This window comes from Paraphotobacterium marinum, from assembly GCF_002216855.1.
In the GTDB taxonomy this organism is placed as follows: Bacteria; Pseudomonadota; Gammaproteobacteria; order Enterobacterales; family Vibrionaceae; genus Paraphotobacterium; species Paraphotobacterium marinum.
Genome location: NZ_CP022356.1, coordinates 627136 through 649337, shown reverse-complemented (window position 1 = coordinate 649337; position 22202 = coordinate 627136). Strand labels below are relative to the sequence as shown.

Genomic DNA, 22202 nt, shown 5'->3' with positions numbered 1-22202 from the left:
ATTGGCAAATAAATCTTATGAATAAATATTTTAATAAGCTTAACGAAGAAGAAAAAAAAATCATTGTTGATAAAGGAACAGAATATCCCTTTACAGGTAAATATAATAATCATTTTGAAAAAGGTGTTTATGTATGTAAAGCGTGCGAAACGCCACTATATAGATCTGAGCATAAATTTCAAAGTAGTTGTGGATGGCCAAGTTTTGATGATGAAATTGAAGGTGCTGTCAAAAGAGAGCTAGATGCTGACGGAAGAAGAGTTGAAATTACTTGTTCAAATTGCGGTGCTCATCTTGGGCATGTATTTGAAGGCGAGTTTTTGACAGAAAAAAATATCAGACATTGTGTTAACTCTGTTTCATTAAAGTTTATAGAAGGAAAATAAAAAATGAAAAAAGCATATTTTGCAGGTGGTTGCTTTTGGGGTGTTGAGCACTTAATGAAAAAAATACCGGGTGTACTTGATGTGTTTTCAGGTTATATGGGCGGGCATATTGACAATCCAAGCTATGAGCAAGTGTGTACAAAACTTACAGGTCATATCGAAACTGTCGAAGTTGTTTACGATGAGACAAAAGTAGATTTCACTACTTTAGCAAAAGCTTTTTTTGAAATACATGATCCGTCTCAAGAAGGTGGTCAAGGACCAGACATGGGACCGCAATATATTTCAGCAATTTTTTATAATAATGAATCAGAGAAAGAATGCGCAGAAGATCTTATAAAAATATTGGAGTCTTCGGGATTAAATGTAGTGACAGAGCTTATTCCAGTAAAAACTTTTTGGAAAGCAGAAGAATATCATCAAAATTACTACACCAAAACGGGTAAAACACCATATTGTCATACCTACAAAAAAAGATTCTAGATTTAATTTAAAACAGAATCTTTTTAAGTATCTATTCATCAAACTTTCATTTTAGCTCTGCGTCCGTAACTTTCAATTTAAAAGGGTAGAGCTTTATTTGTTTTTTGATTCAGTGTTCAAATTTTGTTGAGTTAAATATAAAAAGATGCCTAATGAAATTAATAAAAAGCCCGATGCTACAATTAAACCAATTGGATAAGTTAAGTTTCCGACCAAGTTTAAGTTTGCAAATTTTATAACAAGTATAAAGGACTCTAACACCAGAGCGATGACTGCTACAGCCACAAAACGAGTTACCGCTTTTCTTTGGGAACGGTAAAATTGATGGGGTATATGACTTTTCGATGTGCTTAAAAAATATTCGGAAGAAATACCCATTCCGAGTTCATATAATGCTAATGCTATTGCACCAGATGACACACTATTTAAAACCGTCGTGATAACTGGATCGTCTTCATTGGGTTTAGTGACTTCTTCAGGTAACGCGAAAAAAGCATGATCAATGATGATATGAAGACCGACAATAATTTCATAAAGTGCATATACCAACATAATAATCGACATACTGAGAAAAACAGTGGAAAAACTAACTACCATGTATCTTTGAATACTTTTCATCATAATTTTTATAACTTACTTAATTACTAAAACAAATTTTATTATAGATGTAAATTTTTAAATTTATGTTAATTCTTTAATAATATAGTAGGTGATTACAATTCAACTTTGCAAATCTTATCTTGGATGATTTTTATTTATTTAGTTATTATTTTGTATTTCTATCAATAATCTACAATGTTCATTTTAACTTTTGCTAGAAGCCAATCGAATGTTAAATAAAAGTAAATTTATATTTACAACAATAAAACAATGTTTTATTATTGGTTAGTCAAAAATAATTATAAATTAAATAATTGCAAGCAAGTCGTTTTTCGCTCTTATTTAAAACGATGTTCAATTATTTGTGTATATGACACTTAGAAATATTATTTATGGAAAAAATATAATTAAAAAATGATATTAAGGACGAATAAATGAAAAATTTTCTAATGACGTTATCAATTTTAGTAGTATTATTCCCCACACCTAGCTTTTCTAAAACCTTTATATCAGGACAACTTGGGTTTTCATGGATAAATTCCAGGCCTAACGATGATAGTAATTACTTAGTTGATGCACATGAAGGCATTGGGTCTCAATTCTATTTCGGATATTTATTTTCAGTGAATGATACTTTCTCTGTCGGACCAGAAATTGGTTTGGGTTGGAATGTCTTTATGCCCGGTGACAATGCTAAAAGCGAGAAATTGTTGATTAACACTACAATACCGATTGATATTAAAGCTAAGATAGATATTAATCAAAACTTTTATTTTTTTGGTAGGGCAGGAATCGCTTCAGTCCAGCAAGATATCACCAGTTCTTGGCTATTTCCCATAGGAAGTTCATCTAAATGGCAGCCAACATTTGGGGGTGGTTTTGGTTATAATTTAAATAAAAGCTTGTCTTTAGAGCTTTCGTATAATTTTGTTAATGGAACAAATGAGCAAACACATTATAAAAATAATACTGCACGTTTCCAAAATGTATCATTCGGTGTTACTTATTCTTTCTAGATTGGATGAATAAAGTTAAACAAAAATAATATCAATTACTTAACTCATACACTTAAAGCATTAAGTGCATGAGTGACTAATAATTAAAAACAAACTCATATTAACTACACAGAGACATAAATATTAAAAAAAAGGTAATAGCGAGCCATTTCATCGATATTTTTTTTCAACTTCTAATGTTCCTAGTCATAGGTGGGGATATAAAGTAAATTTTCATGAATAATTTTAAAAGAAAGATAATAAAAACAATATAAGTGGTAAAATATGTAAAGTGTGGCTAATAAAAATATTCATTTAGGGTATCAGTTAAAAACTATTACCGCATTTAGAATGCGAGTTTATTTTCTATACGGATGTAACTGTAATAAAAACTAACATATTTGACTAATTTTCTAAATATACATATGACTTAAAAAGCACTAATATTTGCAACTTAATATAAGACTAGCTTATTAAATATAGTATAGATAAGATTAAGGTTGTAAAATGAGTTTAATTACAAGAAAGAATCATAGAAGGTATGTAGCTTCATTATGGGGTGGATTTTTAGGGGGTAATATAGCAAGCTTGGTTAAGTTTGGAACAGAAGTACCTTTTCCACCAAGAACACCAGACAGAGCAAGTCCTCCAATAGAGTTATTACAAGATTTAGGGATACAAGCTCAAAACTGGGTCTACAATTATTCTAATCATGTCATTAATTTTGCAGCATGTGGTTTTCATCATTTGTTTTCTATTTTTTTTGCTATGTTATATGCATTTATCTCAGAAATCTGTCCAAAAATAAAGCTGTGGCAAGGTGCAGCTTTCGGTATTGTTATTACGATTGTATTTCATGGTATTGCTCTTCCTTTATTTAAATTAGCTCCGCCAATATGGAATCTTCCTACAGCAGAGTTGTTCTCAGAAACAATAGGTCATATTTTGTGGGCATGGACAATTGAAGTTTTTAGAAGAGATATTAGAAATAGAATTACAAACGAACCTGATTTAAGTCTATCTTAGAACAAACTTTATAGTTGCTATCTAAAAAGGTGGAATGTTACATCAAAAGAGTAATTTTTATTTATTCTCAATTATTTATAATAATCACATTACAATTATAAATAACTTATTAATAAATCGAATTATTTTAAAGATGAAAAACAATGATTAATTGTTTTGATATTTATGGCAGAAATAATCATCCTGCCATATTTATTTTAACAACCAATCATCACGAATCAAGAAGAATATTTAACTCTTCTTTTATTAATGGAAATTTATCAGCTAACAATTTCTGAGGGGATACCCCATATTTATCCTTTTTGTTCATTAAACAATGGAATCCTTTTTTTTGTGAATAAAAAATAAGAATAGATAATAATTGAGCCTGTGAGGATGAATGTTCAATAATAGAGGATAATAAACTTTGTTCCGTTCGAGGGTTCAAGCTAGATAACTCTTGAATTGAAAAGTTTAATTTTCCTAAAGCGGCTTCCTCAAATAGAAATTCGGTATTTTTATACATACTTCTTATCTCCTTTTAAAAAGTAACTGTATTTCTCTAATATATATAATAATTTCAATCAGGTAAATCGTAATTTATGAAGTTTTAATGAAATAAGATACATATTTGTTTCTAGTCATATGTTCTTAAAATATACTATTCTAAATTTAAGTGAAAAAGTTCATGTTTTCATAAGACACAGTTTAAAAAAAAATACAATTTACTAAAAAGTATCGTATGATATGACCCATATTTAATAATTTTTTATTTAAAAACATTGAGATAGGGACTTTATTTCATGAAGAAGCTTATACCTGGTTTATCTTTGACTTTTTTAATTGCATTCATTTCATATTTAATCAGTCATCTACCAATTAAACCTTTTACTATTCATAAACATGGTATTGATATTCATCCCATTGAGCCTTTAATTATATCTATAGTATTAGGGATTATTTTGGGAAATAGTCTTTTAAAGAAAAATCAAAAAACAAGTAATATTGAGAATTTAAATGGCGTCATTAATTCCAAGTATCTCAACAAGTTCTTTTTAAACGGAGTCAAGTATTCTGCAAACGCTTTGTTGCCTTTAGGGATTATTTTTATGGGTGCTAAGTTTGATTTATATGATTTGATGAAAATTTCAGGAAGTGCTTTAGTTATAAACTTACTCTGCATGATCATGGCATATTTCTCGACGATTTATATTTGCAATAAACTAAAACTAGATTCAAAAATGTCTACCTTAATTACAATTGGGACCGTGATATGTGGAAGCTCTGCTATTGCAGCCACATCTCCTGTCATAAAAGCTAATGAGACTCAAACATCAATAGCAATGGCTGTAGTTTCTTTGTATGGTCTTATTGCAATATTTACTTTTCCTTTAATCGGAAATTATTTAGGTTTAACAGATCTTCAATATGGTATTTTTTCAGGAGCTGTTATACAAGCTGTTCCTCAAGTGCTCGCTGCAGGATTTGCCGTCAGTATTTTTGCAGGTCAAGTGGCTACAGTTGTCAAAATGGTCAGAATACTTCTTTTAGGACCTATGGTTGTTCTAAGTGGTATTAAACATCGACAGGAATCAGAAGATAAGGCTATAAAAAGACCGTGGCATTATTATTGTCCTCGTTTTATTTTTTATTTTTTGTTTATGGTTATTTTAAATTCACTCGGTTTTTTTAACTGGTGCTCAAAGTTTTTACATTTAGATGTTGGCTCGATTTTATTAAATGCTTCATTTTATCTAATGACTATGGCAATGGCTGCCATTGGCTTAAATACTGATCTAAAAAGTCTCATTAATCAAGGAGGAAAACCTCTTTTAGCCGGAGGAATTGCTATGATTATTTTAGGTGTATTTTGTTTATTAGTTTTATATTTATATCATTTTATATAGTCAAAGATTATTAGCTGAGTTCGATTTAAAGAATATGAAAGACTTAAACATTTATTAACTATGTAATGAGGGATTTAAATACAATGTCTGAAAGGAAATATATAGTATCCTTTGATCAAGGAACAACAAGCTCTAGGACTATATTTGTAGATAGAGATTTGCAAATAATATCTTCGTCACAAATTCAAGTAAACCAAATATATCCAAAACCTGGCTGGGTTGAACATGATCCTATTCAGTTATTTAAATCTCAGATTGAAAGTTTTAAGGAATCACTTCATAAATCCAAAACAAACATTTCATCGATAAAAGCAATTGGTATTACGAATCAGAGAGAAACAACGATAGTATGGAATAAACATACAGGTAAGCCTGTTTATAATGCTATTGTCTGGCAATGCCGAAGAACAAAAAATATATGTGATGCACTTAAAGCAGAAGGCTTTGAGAGCTATGTTCAAGAAAATACTGGACTAGTTTTAGATCCTTATTTTTCAGGAACAAAGTTAAAATGGATTTTGGATCATGTAGATGGGGCAAGAGCCCAAGCCGAAAAGGGAGATTTATTATTTGGAACGGTAGACACATGGCTGGTATGGCAGTTGACCGGAGGAAAAGTTCACGTAACAGATTACACAAATGCGTCTAGAACCATGTTGTTTAACATCAATGATATGAAGTGGGATGATAATATTCTTAAAAAACTTGATATTCCTAGCTCTATGCTACCTAAAGTGCAAAAATCGATTTCTATCTATGGTTACACCGATATTTTTGGTGGCAACCAAATACCTATTTCTGGAATGGCTGGTGATCAACAAGCTGCACTATTTGGGCAGATGTGCGTTCATGAAGGCCAGATAAAAAATACTTATGGAACTGGTTGTTTTGTTCTTATGAATACTGGAATGAATAAAATAAACTCAAAAAATGGATTAATCACAACTTTAGCATGCGGAGCAGACGGAACACCTAATTATGCATTAGAAGGTTCTGTTTTCATGGGAGGAGCTTCTGTTCAGTGGCTAAGGGATGAGTTGAAAATATTAAAAAATGTAAAAGATTCCGAGATTTGTGCAAATAGAGTAAATTCGACCAATGGTGTTTACTTAGTTCCTGCATTTACAGGCTTAGGTGCACCTTATTGGGATTCCGGGGGAAGGGGAACGATTTTGGGTTTAACGCGTAATTCTAATGCTGATCATATTATAAGAGCAACATTAGAGAGTATCGCGTTTCAATGTAAGGATGTAATAGATGCTATGGAGGTTGATTCCAATATGAAAATACAAAGTTTAACTGTGGATGGAGGTGCTGTTTCAAATAATTTCTTAATGCAATTTCAAGCTGATTTGTTAAATATATCTGTTGAACGTCCTAGAGAAATTGAAGTTACAGCTTTAGGTGCAGCATTTTTGGCAGGTTTGGCGATTGGCTTTTGGGAAAGTCTAGATGAATTAAAAGAAAAAATGAAGATCGATAAAAGTTTTAAGCCAGATTCAAAAAGTAAAGAAATACAAAGTTTATATAAAGGATGGTTGAGAGCGGTAAAATGTGTTCAGTATTGGTCTGATATAGCAAAAAATAAGATATGAGGTAGATCTTGAAATAAACTGGAAATGACTCTATTAAATTTTAAAAACATGAATCAATTTTGTTAAATAGTCATATACTTAAGTTAGATAGATAGTTTTATTAAAAGGGATTTTCTTTTGAGCACATTTTCCTCTAATTCAATATTAGACATCTTAATTATTGGCGGTGGTATTAATGGGAGTGGTATTGCTGCTGATGCATCAAGTAGAGGTCTTCGAACAGGATTATTCGATAGTTTTGACTTTGGAGCTGCTACATCATCTTGTAGCTCTAAATTAATTCATGGTGGACTTAGATATCTTGAACAGTTTGAATTTAAATTGGTTGCTCATTCTTTAAAAGAGAGAGAAATATTACTTAAAAAAGCTCCACATATTGTCAGTGAAATGAGATTTATTTTACCTCATAGACCTTTTTTGAGATCTGCTTGGATTATACGCTTAGGATTATTTTTATATGATCATTTGGCTAGAAGAACCATATTAAAGCCAAGCTATAAAGTCAAATTAAACAATGAAGGTCATTTTAAAAAAAACTTGAAAACTGGATTTGAATACTCTGATTGTTGGGTAGATGATGCAAGACTTGTTTTATTAAATGCCATGGACGCAAAAGAAAATGGTGCAGAAGTAAGGAATTATTGCCAAATTGTGAAGGCCAAAAGATTTAAAAATATGTGGGTTGTAACGATTAAAAATAGGCTTACTCAAGAAGTTTTTGAAAGAAAGACAAAAGTATTAATTAATGCCGGTGGACCATGGGCTCAAACCATAATTGAAGATAATTTAAATTTGACATCTTCTCATCAAATTAGACTTATTAAGGGTTCGCATATTGTTATCCCTAAAATAAATAATATTAATAAAGCCTATATTCTTCAAAGTGATGATAAAAGAATTATTTTTGCTATTCCATATCTAGAAAAGTTCACAATGATAGGTACAACTGATATTGAATATGATGGTGATCCTAGGTTTGTGACAATTTCAGATAAAGAAAAAACATATTTATTAAATATTATCAATGAACATTTTGTAAAACAAATTGAGTTAAAAGATATTATTTGGAGCTTTAGTGGTGTAAGACCACTGGTTAATGAAAAACAAGAATCAGCACAAAAAATTTCAAGAGATTACATCTTAGAATTAAATTTAGATGATTCTATGGCACCTTTACTGTCCATTTTTGGTGGGAAAATCACAACCTTTAGGCAGCTCTCCGAATCAGTAGTTGATAAAATAAGTCAGTTTTTCACTGATATTAAACCTTGCGTTACCAAAGAAACGGTTTTACCTGGTGGTGATTTTGCATATCCAGTAGAAACTCTAATTTTTCAAATACAAACCAAGTATCCATGGTTAAATGAATCAGTTATAGAAAGGTATGCTCATCAGTATGGGATGTATACATATAAATTATTAAAAAACTGCTCAAAGATACAAGACATGGGAATTGAGTTTTTTGATGGTCTTTATCAAATAGAGATTGATTATTTGATTTCTAATGAATTTGCAAAAACTGAAGAAGATATTCTTTGGAGAAGAACTAAACTTGGATTAGAGATTCCACAGGAAAAAATAAAATCCATTAAGGACTATATCGAATTAAAATTAATGAATAGTCCTCTCGCATGATAGGACTCTAGTTAATCATTTTTTGATATATTATTTCGCATCTCAAAATCATGAATGATTTTCTGGACCTTTTGAGATACATTGTCCCAGTCCAGGATTTTATTCGTTAAAGGATCTGCGTATGGTATAGGATCTTGAATGTGATTGTTTATAAATGCCTCTATTCTACTTACAGATGCAGAGGATGAGTAGTCACTTATTAACTCATTGTTTATTTTTACTGTTGAATAGGAGGTATGTGTTAGATTATACACTTCTTTAAAATCAAGCGCTAAAATATTGCAGGAATTTAAACCGTCTTTAAGAACTTGAGATTTATCTAATTCAATATAGGGTAAATAATATTTAACTTTTTTTGCTTCATTATAGTTACCTGTAATGAATGCTTCATAATCCTTGTCACGAAAGATAGGCCTGCAGTCTGGATAAGTATCATGATCACCAGCATGTGCTCCCATTGCGATTAAGACTTCAGAATCAGTTTTTAATGATATAGATAGGGCAATAGATTGAATGATTGAACTAAATATTTTGTTTCTATTAGGAACAACAGTACTTTTCATATTTTCTTCACTGTAGTGTCCCGTTGGAATTTCATCACCACCCTCAACGAGAGATGATTCAAGTAACTCAGATATTCCAGATATGGTAATATTTTGATGTTCGACATTTAAATTTTTGGATTGCAAAAGCTGAATAAGTTGTGATGCTTTTTCAAGTTCTATCTTATGTTTCTGCCCATAATCAATCGAGATAGTCGTGACATGAAAGCCTTGTGCAAGTAGTTTTAACAATAGCGAAGATGAGTCCATACCACCGGAAAAAGATAAAACAGCAAATTTTTTCATTAAAAGTCTCTTGTTCTTTAGTATATTTGTTTTATGTTAGTAATCGCAATTATACAATAATTTATCACTTAAGAGATAATAGTTTTTTTCTTAAAGAAAGAATAAATGTAATAAACAATTATAGTTATGATTAATCCAAGAATACCACCTAAGAGAACATCTGAAATTCTTTCAAACGACTTAAAAAAACTATGATCTATTAGATATCCTGAGAGCGTTATGAACAAACATCGACTGGTAAAAGCCAATACATAAGGTTTAATAAGCAATGTTGCAGGTGTTAATAGCGCTATTACATAACCAAGTATTGGAATATTAACAACAAAATACATAGCGATTAAACATAGTATAAAACCAATAACTGAACCTAAAAAAACACCATGTACTCTATGCATGAGTTTGGCTTTCGTATCGGTTACATTGTTATTTGCCACGCTCACAATTGACCATAAAACCCATTGTCCACCAGGTAAGTTATATTTAAATATAAAATAATTTCCAAGCATTATGGCGACAAAAATACTTGTGAATATTATGAGAAAGGGTTCTTTGTTTTTAGAAAAATCTAAGGATAAATCAATTCTTTTTTTTTGGAATGGTATAACTCCATTTACGGTTAATATTAGGAACATTCCAATTAAAGAACATGGAGAGAAAAGGATGATTTTGTAGAACTCAGTTAAAATTTGACTGCTGTGGGTATATTCTGAAAAACTAAAAGCACAATAAAAAGTTGGGATAATAATAAATGAACTCAGTGTTCTTAAGTTTTGATTAAATTCAGATAAACCAATACTTATAGCAGCTAAAAATGATGTAAATAGAGCAAAGTAAATCGGTAAAATGGATAAAAAGTATATCACACTAAATAAGCTTAAAATTAAAATCCATTGAAGAATAATTTTGGTAACAGACCAATGATATTTATGAAAAACAACGTATAAAGAACAAGATATTAAAGTATATTCCAACCAAATGACATTTTCCGTTAAAATAAAGACAATACCTGTAGGTAATATTGATATTAAAATATTAAAAAATGTACGAAAATTAAAATTACTCAAAATATCTTATCCTTTGTTATTATTTATCTGTCTTCGTGATGTCTACCTTCAAGCAACGGATTGAAGTTATTACATGTTGAAATAGCATCTTGTTGATTCTGACCCACAGAACAGTTTACAGTTTGTGCTTCATCAATTTGATTAGTAAGCTCAAAAGCATTTGATGCTAAAGAGCAGGTTAGAATTACAGATCCAATGACCAGAGCACTAAAAGTTTTAAAATTTTTCATCGTTTAACTCCTTCTTAGTTATTAAAGATCAGTTGTTTTAATAATACTTGCAACTCTAGATAATGTTTCAATTGATGCATTATGATTTGTTTCATTTGCTGCAGCACAAGCATCTTCAATTACGTTTACCTTAAAATCACGATCATGAGCTTCCATTACAGCACTGTGAACAGCCCAGTTTGTACTAACACCACACATGAAAACTTCATCTATATTGTTAGCACTTAAAACTGTTGCTAGGGAAGTATTGTAAAAAGGGTTAATTCTATTTTTAACTACAGAATAATCACTTGTTAAAACATCTAAGTCTTTATGATATTCAGTTCCCCAAGTACCTAACTCCAATGCTTTATATTGATCAGCAAGACCAAATATAGGTGAATTTTTAGGTTGTTCGATATAAGCTGAGCTAAAACCTACTTTAACAAAAATGACAGGTAAGCTTTGCTTTCTGAAATGCTCAATAGCTTTATTTGCATGAGCGATTACTTCATTTTTTGTACTTGAGGCGCTATTTCTTGAGAAATTTTTCCTTCAGGATGAACAATATCATTTATAAAGTCGATTACGATTAATGCTTTGTTACTCATAGGTTACTCCTATTTAAAATTGAAATTGTGAATTATTGTTTGTTGCTATGGGATAATATTAACGCTAATAAAGAATATTGTATATTTATAAAAAAAACATTACTGTAAGTTTTACTTACATTTGTCGTTGATAACTTATTTTTTCACATAATCACTGTTAGATGTTTTTAAGTGAATAATAATATTTAAGAATGTTTTAATATGGTATATGCAATAGGTATGATTGAATCATATATCATTTAAATTTTATTGATAATTATCATGAAAATTTTTCTAAAACCTTATTAAATATACTATTTAACTCAATTTGAAAGCATGAAATTATAAGAAGGTTAAGCATAAAATTTCTATATTTAATACATACGAAATAAAAAAAATAAATTATTTTTTTATTTATATAATTAAGATTATTTTCATAAAAAATTAAATAAAAATGTTAACTTGCGATCAGCTTTGATAAAAAATGTTTTAATTAAAGCATAAATTATTTGTTCAGCATTTGTTCAGCTTGAACATCATAACTTATTGAATTAGTTATTTTTATGTTTTTTAGCTTCAATGGTTTGCTTGAAAATATTTAAAATAATTGAGATACGGATAATCTCAGATGAATAAAAGGAATTGTTATGGAATTTTTCGCAGTCACGCTTAAAAAATGTTCACAACAAATTTATTAAATTGAGTGTTTCTTTTCTTCATAATAAATATTTTTTTTGGAAATTTATTAGATCAATTAAAATTTAAGAGGCTAGGCCAAGCTAGGTTTTATTTGAAATTGATTTTATTAATAAGAAAAATATTCTAAATGGATCATTTGAGATTATCTAAGTAAAAATAAATTTAAATGATACTTAAAATATAAAGGACTAAAAATGATGAAAAAAAAATCTCTAATCTTATGGCTTGGTTTGATAACCTCATCAGCACAAGCTATGACAATAAATGTGTTTAACTTTAGAACGGTCACTCATCCAACTGCAGTAACAGCAACTCAACAAACGTATGATAATTTTTTTAATCAAGTAAACGCAAGGGATGACAAATATAAATTTTTTTCGGAGATTAATAATAAACCCAATTATGACTTCATAGGACTTGAAGCATATCCATATGGACAAAGGGATCCAAACGATAATAATAAAAATGAAAAAGATAAAATTTCTCTTGCGGTGAGTCCCAGTAAAGACACTTTCACATTGATAGGAAATGGGCGAAGTAATGGTTCTGATGAGGCAACACCTATTATGTTTAACAATCAAAGGTGGAAAAATATAAGTAGTTCAGTTCAAGATGAAATTTTTCAAAACTGTGAGAAGATTGCGAGTCAATCAGGTCACACAGCTCAAAATCAAACCTGTCATCTGGGAACTTATACAGGAGGCTATGGTACATTTCCAAGAATTGCAACCTGGTCTGTTTTTCAAAATGTAGACACCTCTGAAAAACTTATTTATGTGGTAACTCATTTTCCAATTGCGGGATCAGATCCGCAACAAGGAGGCGATTTTGCAAAAAATATCTATGCAGCGATAATTAATCCATTAAGAAAAGATTTTCAGAACACCCCTGTAGTTTTTTCAGCTGACTTTAATACTGGAAACCCAGACACTTTCGACCAACAATATTTATCACCCTATGCGCAAGGTTTAACGATTGCTTCTCCTGATAATATGATTAAAATACATACTATCCCTTCTTATAATCAAGAAGTAAAATTCATTAAAAATAGTTCTCAATTAGTTTCTACTGGTGGTTATGAATGTGGTAATACTGGCACTCCCAATTGTATCACAGATCACCACCCGTATATGATTGAAGCTACATTAACAACAAGTACGGGACCAGGACCCGTAAAAACTTGTAAAGCCCCTAGGATGCCAACTGTAACAGGTGAAGATGGAGATGCTATGACTATTACTTGGAATAAAGTAGATAATGCAACAAGTTATAATGTTTATGGCTATCCTGGCTTGACTAATGAAATCAAAGGTAATGTGGAAGGTTTTGTATATGAAGATGATAGTACTAAAGGTAAATCGGGTCCATTTGATTATTATGTTCAAGCCAACTGTGGCGATACACAATCTGATTTAAGTCCTGTTAATCATTATCAACCAACAACAAATTAATATATAAAGTTTATATAAATAATTATTTTTTAAACTTAAGAAGCTTCAGCATAGGTCTCTTTCTAGTTAAAACTATATAAGAGTTAAGCGATAGAGTGATTTATTAATATATTTCATATATTTACATAAATCACTCTTTTTTATAGCTGTATTATTTAAAGTTGTAATGAAAATGAAAATTTAGAGAATTAAAGTGTGCGCATGATACGCCGACACCTACTTCTTGGTCTTGATATAATGGGTAACTAAGCCCATCGTCCTGAATATATTGACTATCAATATTTGAAGCATATGAAAAACTTGGAGAAAACACGACCAATGCTCCAAATATAAGTGCAACTAAAATGGCACTTGAACATGCGAAAAAATTAACGAACGCCCAAGCAAATTGATTTATATTTTTCATTTTTTTCTCCCGTATTTATCATTTATAATTCAGTGGACTTTACTATATTTGCAACTCTAGACAGTGTTTCAATTGATGCGTTGTGGTTTGTTTCATTTGCTGCAGCACAAGCATCTTCAATTACATTCACCTTAAAATCACGATCATGCGCTTCCATTACAGCACTGTGAACAGCCCAGTTTGTACTGACACCACACATGAAAACTTCATCTATATTGTTAGCACTTAAAACTGTTGCTAGGGAAGTATTGTAAAAAGGGTTAATTCTATTTTTAACTACAGAATAATCACTTGTTAAAACATCTAAGTCTTTATGATATTCAGTTCCCCAAGCACCTAACTCCAATGCTTTATATTGATCAGCAAGACCAAAAATTGGTGAATTTTTAGGTTGTTCGATATAAGCTGAGCTAAAACCTACTTTAACAAAAATGACAGGTAAGCTTTGTTTTCTGAAATGCTCAATTGCGTTATTTGCATGAGCGATGACTTCATTTTTTTGGACTTGAGGTGCTATTTCTTGAGAAATTTTTCCTTCAGGATGAACAATATCATTTATAAAGTCGATTACGATTAATGCTTTGTTATTCATAGAATGCTCTCATATGTTAAATTCTTTTGTTGATGAAATATTACTCCTGTTATAAAAATGTGTATATTTATAAAAAAAGACAAGTTTGTAAGTTTTTTTTACAATGATAGCTTTTCATATGTCATTAAGTTTTACTATTCCAGATAAATACTTAATGAATAGTAATATTTTGATTGAATCAATTATATAAAAATTAAATTCAATGAATGAGTCTAGATGGAGACATTTGAACACCAACCTGGGACAAATTTAGAAAGAGTTGTTCATAAAAGCTCTAAATTACGATAAGTTTGCATTTCATGAAAGCAGAGTTTTTGAAAAAGTTTGAGTGAATCTAATTATTCATTTTTTTTAAACTTTGTAAGTACTTATTTCCATATAAATTTAGATCACAATTAACTTGTTAATTATATTATCCTATTGCTGTTCCAATGATCCCTAATCCAATACCCAAGTTAAAACCTAATGCGGGTATCCAAGAGTTTTCAATCTTTATTTTTGGTGCAATATCTTGGAAGATGATATAGATTATCCCACCACTTGCTAAAAGCATTACGGATCCTGTTAACTCCTCATGGCTGGATAAAATAAAATGTCCTACAAGTGCAGAAATAATACCTACAAAACTGAGACAAAAAAATAAAATGAAGATAGATTTATCTGTAAATTTCCCTTTCTTCAATTCAAAATAAGCATTAAATGATTCGGGTAAATTTTGAATCCCAATAAAGATTGCTAGAACCATTCCAAGACTGGGATCAAGTGCAAATATTGCTCCCAGTGATAATGCTTCTGGAACAAAATCTAAAAGCATTGCCATAAGCTGAGCATAACTTCCTCCTTTATTGGCAATGGCTCTATCAATTAATAAAAAAGCAATACTTCCACTAAAAAATAATATTAATCCTCTCAATAGATTTGTTTTTTCTAGACCCTCTGGGATGAGAACGAAGCAAACTGCTGATAAAATTACACCACCCCCAAATGACATTAAAATAGTAATAATAAAGTTCTTAATTGTATAATTATTTATTTTTTTATTAAACAAATAGGCCAGCAAGCCACCAAATAAAACGGTAATACCAGACCAAAAAGAAAAGCGTATAATTTGAACAACGATATCCATAGATTTACAATTTTAGTAACTTATGTAAATTATATTAGACCAAAGATATACTTATGTTATATAAAGACATATTTAAATTAAATACCTAAATAAATTTGTTTAAATTAAAATACATAAACCACTGATTCTCAATCAGTATTAGTATGGCTAATAAGTTTTTTTATGATATAAACTTTAAGTTACTATGGATGTCTGTTATTAGAAGTCCATTTTTTTATTCAATTAAATTTTGAAATTAAAAGATCAAATATTACCTTTCCCTTCTTTAAATCGATATATCTTTTGAAAAATAAGATTTGCATAGCATTATTTTAATTGCCATTAATTTTATTTTTAAAATGTGACATTTGAATTGTGATAATACCAATTTGAATGCTAAATTTGCTAAATACAACAATATTAATGGATTTATAATTTAAATAAATTAGTTTTAAATTCATAATGTTAGATTGTTTATTAGAAGATTAAAGTGAGTTATTTTTGAACATCTCACAATTTTATGCTGAATATACTATTCCTGCAAAATATTATCAGTTAATTTAGAGGGATTTGTTTAGTTAACATGATAGGAAAGAAAGTCATATCCCTTGGATTTAACTTTATGTTGTTTTGGAAATTTTAGAAATAGCTAAATACGTTAACTCATACAAAAGCATAAATATATTTACAAGTCTTTAGACAAATTTAATTCACAATATGGTGACTGAACGAAAATGGAATTGTACTTTAAAAATGTTTCTGGCAAAGATAACGTAGGAGATTATTCATGGATACATCAGTCAGGAAGCCAAGCTATAATTGCAGATATAGTTTCTGGTTCAAATACCCGGATTGGTCTTGATTTGTTGAAAAACTGGCTTACCATGAACCAAACTCATGAACCTTTTAATATTGAAAGTGTTATTTTTAACCTGCACAATTTGTTCAAAAAAAATGGTGTTCAAGCAACACTGGGTATTATAACTTGTGTAGACTCTGGATTTGAACTGCATATTGTTGGAAATATTCGAATTTATTGTGTTGAAAAAAATGTTAAGCAGTTCAAAGATATTGGGAATGAAATTCACCCCTTATCTGTAGTAGGTAGTGACTACCCACCTGAAATTAAACATAAGGTGTTGAAGAACAAAGCATTAACTAAATATATTGTTGCAAGTGATGGCTTAAACAGTGGTTCTATGAGTTCTTTGTCGTTGAATTCAGAAACCTTAAATAATGGAACATTGTATCAAAACCTCTTACCTGCAGTATGCGATCAAGATTGGTCTGCTCTTGTTTTCCCAATGGAAAGCTCACAATCTTTTGTAAGCCAAAGTTGGCCATATAATCCATTTATTGGTCAACAAGAAGATCGCTTGCATGAACGTCGTGGTTTAGCAGAAATTGCAACTGAGCTGTTTAAATACTCAGTGTTTGACGGATTTCACATTGTTTCTTGTCCCCCTATCTTAAGTGAAAATTCTTCTCGATTGTTTGATGGTTTATTAGTTTACCCATTTGGTGTCATTCCACTAGAACTAAAAGATCATAATGGCAAGATCACCCTAGATATGGAAACAAATAAACGGAAAAGCTTAATTGTAGAAAATGAATTTGGAATAAGTTATTTATCTAACCCAGCCACCAAACTTCGAGAAGCATTAAGAAGATTTGGAGATTTAACACAATTAAAAGATTTATCTCCTGAATTAAAAAAAAGTGGCATGGTTATTTTTACATCACATTTTGCTAATGTTGGATGTGTGTTGAAAGGGAAAGAATTACCAGTTCCATTTTATCATGCAGGTGAGGTTTTGGTAACAAAAACCGAACAATTGGGAGAGTTACTTCTTAAATTTTGTAGAGCAAGATTTGGAAAAAAGTTGAAAAAAAGACTTACACATTTAGACATTAATAAACTGGTAAAAGCTTTAAGTAATTTGCAACTATCCAGAAAGTATGAAGAAATTATTTTGGGAGACTACAAGGTCAAGTTAGATCCAATTAAATCTGAATCAACTGAATACTTTACTGTATTTGAGGCTCATTTATTTAATGACCAGTTATGGGCAAAATGTTTTAATTTAGACCAATTAAGTTCTCTTCAGCGTCAAAGTGAATTACAAAGTATGGGAAGAGAAGCACTAGTTTTAAAAAGGTTGAGTCGAGTTGATGGAGTTCAACGTTATCAAGATAAAGAGATTGACGACGATAAGTTGTATGTTTTTGTTGAGAAGGCTCCCAATACTTCTTTAGGTCAATGGTTAAAGACGAAACCACCCAGGCACAAAATAATTGAGGTACTCATTCATTTAGCAGAAACATTAAATCAAATCCAATCTGTAGGTGAGCCATTAATAATTCATCGTTCTATTAATTTATCAAATATTCGTTTACGAGAAGATACTTCACCTGTATTAATAAATTTTGAGCTTTGTCAGCAAGAAATACTTGCAACATTACCGATTAATGCCCGAAGAACTTTTGAACAAAAGTACCAAGCTCCAGAGGTTAACGAACCAGGGCAATCTTTGACATTTGCTGCCGATATTTACAGTCTTGGTTTAATCATATTTTATTCTCTAAGTGGAGAATTACCATTTGAGAAATCAATCAAGGAATTAGTAATTCAAGGACGAAGTACCGTGTTTTGGAAAAACCTGTGCCAAAAGATTAAAGTACCTGTTCAAAATGATAAATTTTGGCAAGAAGTTCTTCATGTTACGCCTAAATATCGTCCAAATATAACCCAACTGATAGAGGTGTTAAAGACATGGAGATGACAACAAGTGTTAATGCACAACATTACTCAAAAGAAAAAATAATTTATAAGTGTAACGAAACGAAACGAGCATTTTATAGAGTTAAGCTCCCTCAACTTGGTTTGTATTATGGCCTAAAAGAAATTGAAATTAACGAATTTAAAGAAATAAAAATTATAAAGAATGAGATTATTGCTTTAAATCGTTTACCATTCGGAATTACAGCTAAATGCCATCAATATTGGCAAGAAGAAAGTAAACATTTTTTATTATTAGACTGGATTGATGGCATTCCATTAAACGAGTATATTCATTCAAATCCATCTAACCGTCGTGATTTTGCTAATCGAATTAAAATAGCTGAGAAGATTGGATGCAAAATAGTTGAACTTTATCGTTATGCAGTTATCCATAGGGATTTGAAGCCAGAAAATATCATCATTCACTGCGATCAAAACAAAAACGTAAGAGATGTTAGTTTTATCGATTTTGGTTTGTCAAATCAAAAACGTCATATGGAAGAGGGCACCGCTCATTATCGTTCTCCAGAACAAGAATTTGTTAGATATGTCAGCCTTACTCATTCTACTGATGTCTTTTCCTTTACTCAGATAATACATTATTTATTAACTGGAGCACCTATTGAACTTAACCTTAATTTTGACTGTTCAAATTGGGATGAAATGAATATCAAATTACCAAAATTTATAAAGCAAAATGTGTATCAAAAATTAACAAATACTTTAGTGAAGGGGTTAGCATTTGATGTTAGAAAAAGAATTAACAACGTTTCTTCAATTGTAAATATCTTAAAAGAAGTTTCAAGGGAATTAAATAGAAGAAGGTAATCATTATGCTTAAACATGAACAGACTGTACCTTTTTGGCCAAAAGAAAAAATTGCAAGTTATCCGTATACATTAGCTTTACTTTATAAATTAGAAAAAAACTATTTGGACATAAATTGGCCGAGCAATGGAGAGTCACAAGAATTAGTTGCTCAACAAATTCAATCTGTTAAAAAAGTATGGCTATACTCCTTCAAACCAAATGATACAGTTATCATTACTTTATTGGTAGGTAAGTACAAAATAACTCTTAATGTAGCAAAAAGTAATAATAAACCACGTTTATGGTTAAGCCGTATTTACTATGAAAATAATCTAGATCGTCAACGCATGCTTCAACATGGAATGATTTTGGAATTAGAGGGGATCAAATTTTTTAGTGGTCGTGAGTTTGGTTTTCATTTAGAAAGTAATGATTTAAGGTATAGTTCGGGTAAATACGTAACGGATCTTCTTGAACTAATTAATTCTCCATGGAATATTGAAGGTGAAAAGATAAAAGATGATGATATAACTGAAAAATCATTATCAGAAAAGGAAATTGAAGTTTTACAAGCTCTGAGGGATTTTATAGATTCAGAATACGAGCTTGAAAGTTTAGCTGCTAAGCAAAGTATGCCTTTTTTTGCTTCATCTATAACTGCAAGAAAGAAAAAAACAACTTACCGTCTTCATTATGAAATCACTTTTGATGAAGATGATTATCTACGCCTTACAGAATTACAACCATCTTTACTTGAAATACTTGATAACATGCGTGTTTCAACCGAAGTTTATATGGAAATATCTGATCTAAATCCTATTGAAAACAGACCCATAATCTATGTGAGCATTGAAAAACAAGAAAAATCTTCAAAAATACCAAAACAATCTTTTTTAAATTTAGCAGCTTTACCTACACTTCAAAATGTCAGAAAAGATGTGGTTGATTCACTTGAAACTCAAACAACCAAAAATCCATGGTTACTTGAATTAGCAGCAGAAGTCTATGCTCATTCCCCTTTAAAACCTCAACGTTTAAACATACCAATCAGCAAATTTCCAAGAACAGACTCTCAACAAAAAGCAATTGAGATCGGGATAAGTAGCAAAGATTACGCATTAGTTCTTGGTCCCCCAGGTACAGGTAAAACAACCGTTATTCTTCAGTGGGTTAAATATTTTGTAGCACAGGGAAAACGCATACTTGTTACCTCTCAAAATAATAAGGCGGTTGATAACGTATTGGAACGCCTGTCAGAAGAGAGTGATTTTGAATGTATTCGTATTGGAAATGAAAATAAGATTAGTTCATGTCTCGAAAATATTACACTGGATAACAAAGCTGTAAAGTTGCAGAAACAGTTATTTAGTTCAAGCGATAAAACATTAAAAGCTCTAAAACAACAGTTGGATTACTTAAAATCTTTGTTGATGAATAGAAATGAAATTATAGAAAGTTTAAAGGCTATAGAGGAAACTCAAAGTGACATAATTAATAATATTAATTCATTAAATGAATCTAAGAAAATGTTAACAATTGTAAAAAGAAACATTCTAATAAAAAATAATATGTTGGATAATTTTCTTGAAAAAATTAATAAAATCAAACAAAAAAAGTGGCCCTTTTTTAAACTATTGGGGCATTGGTTGAATAATAGAAAAATAAACTTCATCAAAAGGAGAATAATTAAACTAAATGTTGATTTGGATGGGCTAGAAAAAAATAGAATTCAACATGAAGAGGCTGTCAAAGATACAGAAAACAAGTTTACAAAAAATCATAATTTCATCAAAACCAAAAAAGAAACAATTGATAGATATTTTATAAAAATTTCTTCATTAGTTGACGAAATTATTTTGCCTGATAGTTTTAACCATATAAAAACAAGAGAAGATATTCAAGCAATAGATAAACTCTTTGATAAGGTTTTTAATATTTATACAAACCTTAAAGAGTGGTTTGAAAAAGTAAAATCTGAGCGTCAACAAGCACTGTATAAGATACTGATAGAAAAAGTAAATGTTGTTGGTGCTACCTGTATAGGTATTAATACAAAGTCATTATTTAGAGAACTAGATTTTGATGTTGTTATCGTTGATGAATCTGGACAAATACAACTACATAATTTAATAGTTCCGTTATCTAGGTCAAACAAAGCGATTCTTGTTGGTGATCACAAGCAACTTCCTCCAATTTTTAGCGAAGAAGTAATAGATGAAATTAAAAGCAAGGGATCAGGAGATTTTGTTAATTTATATCGCTCAAGTTGGTTTGAAGAACTTTGGAAAAAAACACCCGAAGATAGAAAGATAATGCTGGATACACAATTTAGATGTCCCTCCATGATAAGTGACTATGTCTCCAAAGCGTTTTATAACGAAAAGTACTTTGCTGGTGCAGGCATGTCTAAAAAGAAAGCATTATTATCGTTTTGTCCACAACCTATGGTTTGGATTGATACTGCAAGGCTTCAAAAAAAACATGAAAAAACAATCTTATTAGATGGCAGATTAGTTGTCCAAGATAATTGCAATGAAACGAAACTTATTATTGAGATTCTAAAGTTGTCTATGAAAGAAAAGCCAGAATTAATAAATAATAGAGAAATTGGGATTATTGTACCATACGCTAATCATGTGAAGGCTATAAAAAAAGCTATTCGTAAAGAACAAAAACAAGGAAAACTGTTAGAGATAGTGCTACCACTCAATGAATTAGTTGCATCGGTGGATAGTTTTCAGGGACAAGAAAAAGATCTTATTATTTTTACTTTTACTCGATCTAATCGACAGGGTAAAGTTGGTTTTTTATCTGATTGGAGACGTTTAAATGTGGCACAAACGCGTGCAAAGAAACAGTTGATAATGATCGGTGATTCTCACACTTTAACTCAGGGTGCAGATAGGCTTCGTGCACTTGATGTGGAGTTTAAAAAAGCAATGGTACTATTGAAGTCATTTTGTTATCAGAAAGGTTCTTTGTTAAGAGCTTCGAAGTTTCTTAATGAGCTTAAAGTGTCAAGATAGAAAGCTGTGTTTAC

General features: G+C 30.4%; 20 protein-coding genes. 11 read left to right on the top strand and 9 right to left on the bottom strand.

From position 1 onward, the window contains the following. Nucleotides 1-17: 17 nt before the first annotated feature. Nucleotides 18-386, top strand: a complete 369-nt coding sequence (locus CF386_RS10150) for a methionine-R-sulfoxide reductase (RefSeq protein WP_089074320.1) — start codon at nucleotides 18-20, stop codon at nucleotides 384-386. 3 nt (nucleotides 387-389) lie between these two features. Further along, the gene (gene msrA / locus CF386_RS10145) at nucleotides 390-869 is read left to right on the top strand and encodes a peptide-methionine (S)-S-oxide reductase MsrA (RefSeq protein WP_089074319.1); all 480 of its coding nucleotides are present in this window, start codon (nucleotides 390-392) and stop codon (nucleotides 867-869) included. 93 nt (nucleotides 870-962) lie between these two features. On the opposite strand, the gene CF386_RS10140 is transcribed toward msrA, so the two are convergent. After that, nucleotides 963-1490: a hypothetical protein gene (locus tag CF386_RS10140; RefSeq protein WP_089074318.1), complete on the bottom strand. Its 528-nt coding sequence runs from the start codon at nucleotides 1488-1490 to the stop codon at nucleotides 963-965. Between the two features lie 413 nt (nucleotides 1491-1903). Here CF386_RS10140 and CF386_RS10135 point away from each other — a divergent pair, with 413 nt between their 5' ends. Together CF386_RS10135 and CF386_RS10130 are read left to right on the top strand one after the other, a co-directional pair. After that, nucleotides 1904-2485, top strand: a complete 582-nt coding sequence (locus CF386_RS10135) for an outer membrane protein (RefSeq protein ID WP_089074317.1) — start codon at nucleotides 1904-1906, stop codon at nucleotides 2483-2485. Nucleotides 2486-2971: 486 nt separating this feature from the next. Next, nucleotides 2972-3490 carry a YagU family protein gene (locus CF386_RS10130; protein ID WP_089074316.1) on the top strand — a complete coding sequence of 173 codons (519 nt, stop codon included), beginning with the start codon at nucleotides 2972-2974 and terminating at the stop codon, nucleotides 3488-3490. A gap of 211 nt (nucleotides 3491-3701) precedes the next feature. Here CF386_RS10130 and CF386_RS10125 read toward each other — a convergent pair whose 3' ends face one another. Beyond that, nucleotides 3702-3995, bottom strand: a complete 294-nt coding sequence (locus tag CF386_RS10125; protein WP_089074315.1) for a hypothetical protein — start codon at nucleotides 3993-3995, stop codon at nucleotides 3702-3704. A 277-nt stretch (nucleotides 3996-4272) separates the two neighbouring features. On the opposite strand from CF386_RS10125, the gene CF386_RS10120 reads away from it, so the two are divergent. The 3 genes from CF386_RS10120 to glpD all read left to right on the top strand — a co-directional run bounded on the left by CF386_RS10120 (nucleotide 4273) and on the right by glpD (nucleotide 8606). Next, nucleotides 4273-5376 (top strand): YeiH family protein, encoded by a 1104-nt coding sequence (locus tag CF386_RS10120; RefSeq protein ID WP_089074314.1) that lies wholly within the window; start codon nucleotides 4273-4275, stop codon nucleotides 5374-5376. Between the two features lie 83 nt (nucleotides 5377-5459). After that, entirely contained in the window at nucleotides 5460-6971 is a 1512-nt protein-coding gene (glpK, locus tag CF386_RS10115; protein ID WP_089074313.1) for a glycerol kinase GlpK, read from the top strand. A gap of 117 nt (nucleotides 6972-7088) precedes the next feature. Further along, nucleotides 7089-8606: a glycerol-3-phosphate dehydrogenase gene (gene glpD / locus CF386_RS10110; protein ID WP_225971764.1), complete on the top strand. Its 1518-nt coding sequence runs from the start codon at nucleotides 7089-7091 to the stop codon at nucleotides 8604-8606. An 11-nt stretch (nucleotides 8607-8617) separates the two neighbouring features. On the opposite strand, the gene CF386_RS10105 is transcribed toward glpD, so the two are convergent. From CF386_RS10105 to CF386_RS10090, 4 genes are all read right to left on the bottom strand, one after another. Then, nucleotides 8618-9454, bottom strand: a complete 837-nt coding sequence (locus tag CF386_RS10105; RefSeq protein ID WP_089074311.1) for a 7-cyano-7-deazaguanine synthase — start codon at nucleotides 9452-9454, stop codon at nucleotides 8618-8620. Nucleotides 9455-9522: 68 nt separating this feature from the next. After that, nucleotides 9523-10518, bottom strand: a complete 996-nt coding sequence (locus CF386_RS10100) for an FUSC family protein (protein ID WP_089074310.1) — start codon at nucleotides 10516-10518, stop codon at nucleotides 9523-9525. Nucleotides 10519-10541: 23 nt separating this feature from the next. Next, entirely contained in the window at nucleotides 10542-10748 is a 207-nt protein-coding gene (locus tag CF386_RS10095; RefSeq protein ID WP_089074309.1) for a hypothetical protein, read from the bottom strand. 21 nt (nucleotides 10749-10769) lie between these two features. After that, a complete protein-coding gene (locus tag CF386_RS10090; RefSeq protein WP_264080505.1) occupies nucleotides 10770-11213 on the bottom strand; it encodes a cysteine hydrolase family protein in 444 nt (147 codons plus the stop codon). Nucleotides 11214-12210: 997 nt separating this feature from the next. Between CF386_RS10090 and CF386_RS10085 the strand changes: the two genes are divergently transcribed. Then, nucleotides 12211-13467 (top strand): exonuclease/endonuclease/phosphatase family protein, encoded by a 1257-nt coding sequence (locus tag CF386_RS10085; protein ID WP_089074308.1) that lies wholly within the window; start codon nucleotides 12211-12213, stop codon nucleotides 13465-13467. A 151-nt stretch (nucleotides 13468-13618) separates the two neighbouring features. Here the strand turns inward: CF386_RS10085 and CF386_RS10080 are convergent, their stop codons facing one another. The 3 genes from CF386_RS10080 to CF386_RS10070 all read right to left on the bottom strand — a co-directional run bounded on the left by CF386_RS10080 (nucleotide 13619) and on the right by CF386_RS10070 (nucleotide 15591). Then, on the bottom strand, nucleotides 13619-13873 hold the full coding sequence (locus tag CF386_RS10080; protein WP_089074307.1) for a hypothetical protein: 255 nt from the start codon (nucleotides 13871-13873) through the stop codon (nucleotides 13619-13621). A gap of 22 nt (nucleotides 13874-13895) precedes the next feature. After that, on the bottom strand, nucleotides 13896-14465 hold the full coding sequence (locus CF386_RS10075; RefSeq protein WP_089074306.1) for a cysteine hydrolase family protein: 570 nt from the start codon (nucleotides 14463-14465) through the stop codon (nucleotides 13896-13898). Nucleotides 14466-14877: 412 nt separating this feature from the next. Continuing rightward, complete coding sequence (locus tag CF386_RS10070) at nucleotides 14878-15591, bottom strand: ZIP family metal transporter (RefSeq protein ID WP_089074305.1); 714 nt, start codon at nucleotides 15589-15591, stop codon at nucleotides 14878-14880. A gap of 713 nt (nucleotides 15592-16304) precedes the next feature. Between CF386_RS10070 and CF386_RS10065 the strand changes: the two genes are divergently transcribed. From CF386_RS10065 to CF386_RS10055, 3 genes are read left to right on the top strand one after another with little or no spacing between them, the layout of a single operon-like run. After that, on the top strand, nucleotides 16305-18353 hold the full coding sequence (locus CF386_RS10065; protein ID WP_089074304.1) for a protein kinase family protein: 2049 nt from the start codon (nucleotides 16305-16307) through the stop codon (nucleotides 18351-18353). Beyond that, a complete protein-coding gene (locus CF386_RS10060) occupies nucleotides 18344-19180 on the top strand; it encodes a protein kinase domain-containing protein (RefSeq protein ID WP_089074303.1) in 837 nt (278 codons plus the stop codon). The genes CF386_RS10065 and CF386_RS10060 overlap by 10 nt, the downstream gene beginning before the upstream one ends. Before the next feature lie 5 nt (nucleotides 19181-19185). Then, on the top strand, nucleotides 19186-22188 hold the full coding sequence (locus CF386_RS10055) for a DEAD/DEAH box helicase (RefSeq protein WP_089074302.1): 3003 nt from the start codon (nucleotides 19186-19188) through the stop codon (nucleotides 22186-22188). Nucleotides 22189-22202 lie beyond the last annotated feature (14 nt).

Excerpts from the sequence above, each read along its gene's own strand:
- CF386_RS10150 (WP_089074320.1), top strand. The coding sequence starts at position 18 with ATGAATAAATATTTTAATAAGCTTAACGAAGAAGAAAAAAAAATCATT.
- msrA (WP_089074319.1), top strand. The coding sequence starts at position 390 with ATGAAAAAAGCATATTTTGCAGGTGGTTGCTTTTGGGGTGTTGAGCAC.
- CF386_RS10140 (WP_089074318.1), bottom strand. The coding sequence starts at position 1,490 with ATGATGAAAAGTATTCAAAGATACATGGTAGTTAGTTTTTCCACTGTT.
- CF386_RS10135 (WP_089074317.1), top strand. The coding sequence starts at position 1,904 with ATGAAAAATTTTCTAATGACGTTATCAATTTTAGTAGTATTATTCCCC.
- CF386_RS10130 (WP_089074316.1), top strand. The coding sequence starts at position 2,972 with ATGAGTTTAATTACAAGAAAGAATCATAGAAGGTATGTAGCTTCATTA.
- CF386_RS10125 (WP_089074315.1), bottom strand. The coding sequence starts at position 3,995 with ATGTATAAAAATACCGAATTTCTATTTGAGGAAGCCGCTTTAGGAAAA.
- CF386_RS10120 (WP_089074314.1), top strand. The coding sequence starts at position 4,273 with ATGAAGAAGCTTATACCTGGTTTATCTTTGACTTTTTTAATTGCATTC.
- glpK (WP_089074313.1), top strand. The coding sequence starts at position 5,460 with ATGTCTGAAAGGAAATATATAGTATCCTTTGATCAAGGAACAACAAGC.
- CF386_RS10105 (WP_089074311.1), bottom strand. The coding sequence starts at position 9,454 with ATGAAAAAATTTGCTGTTTTATCTTTTTCCGGTGGTATGGACTCATCT.
- CF386_RS10095 (WP_089074309.1), bottom strand. The coding sequence starts at position 10,748 with ATGAAAAATTTTAAAACTTTTAGTGCTCTGGTCATTGGATCTGTAATT.
- CF386_RS10085 (WP_089074308.1), top strand. The coding sequence starts at position 12,211 with ATGATGAAAAAAAAATCTCTAATCTTATGGCTTGGTTTGATAACCTCA.
- CF386_RS10080 (WP_089074307.1), bottom strand. The coding sequence starts at position 13,873 with ATGAAAAATATAAATCAATTTGCTTGGGCGTTCGTTAATTTTTTCGCA.
- CF386_RS10075 (WP_089074306.1), bottom strand. The coding sequence starts at position 14,465 with ATGAATAACAAAGCATTAATCGTAATCGACTTTATAAATGATATTGTT.
- CF386_RS10070 (WP_089074305.1), bottom strand. The coding sequence starts at position 15,591 with ATGGATATCGTTGTTCAAATTATACGCTTTTCTTTTTGGTCTGGTATT.
- CF386_RS10065 (WP_089074304.1), top strand. The coding sequence starts at position 16,305 with ATGGAATTGTACTTTAAAAATGTTTCTGGCAAAGATAACGTAGGAGAT.
- CF386_RS10060 (WP_089074303.1), top strand. The coding sequence starts at position 18,344 with ATGGAGATGACAACAAGTGTTAATGCACAACATTACTCAAAAGAAAAA.
- CF386_RS10055 (WP_089074302.1), top strand. The coding sequence starts at position 19,186 with ATGCTTAAACATGAACAGACTGTACCTTTTTGGCCAAAAGAAAAAATT.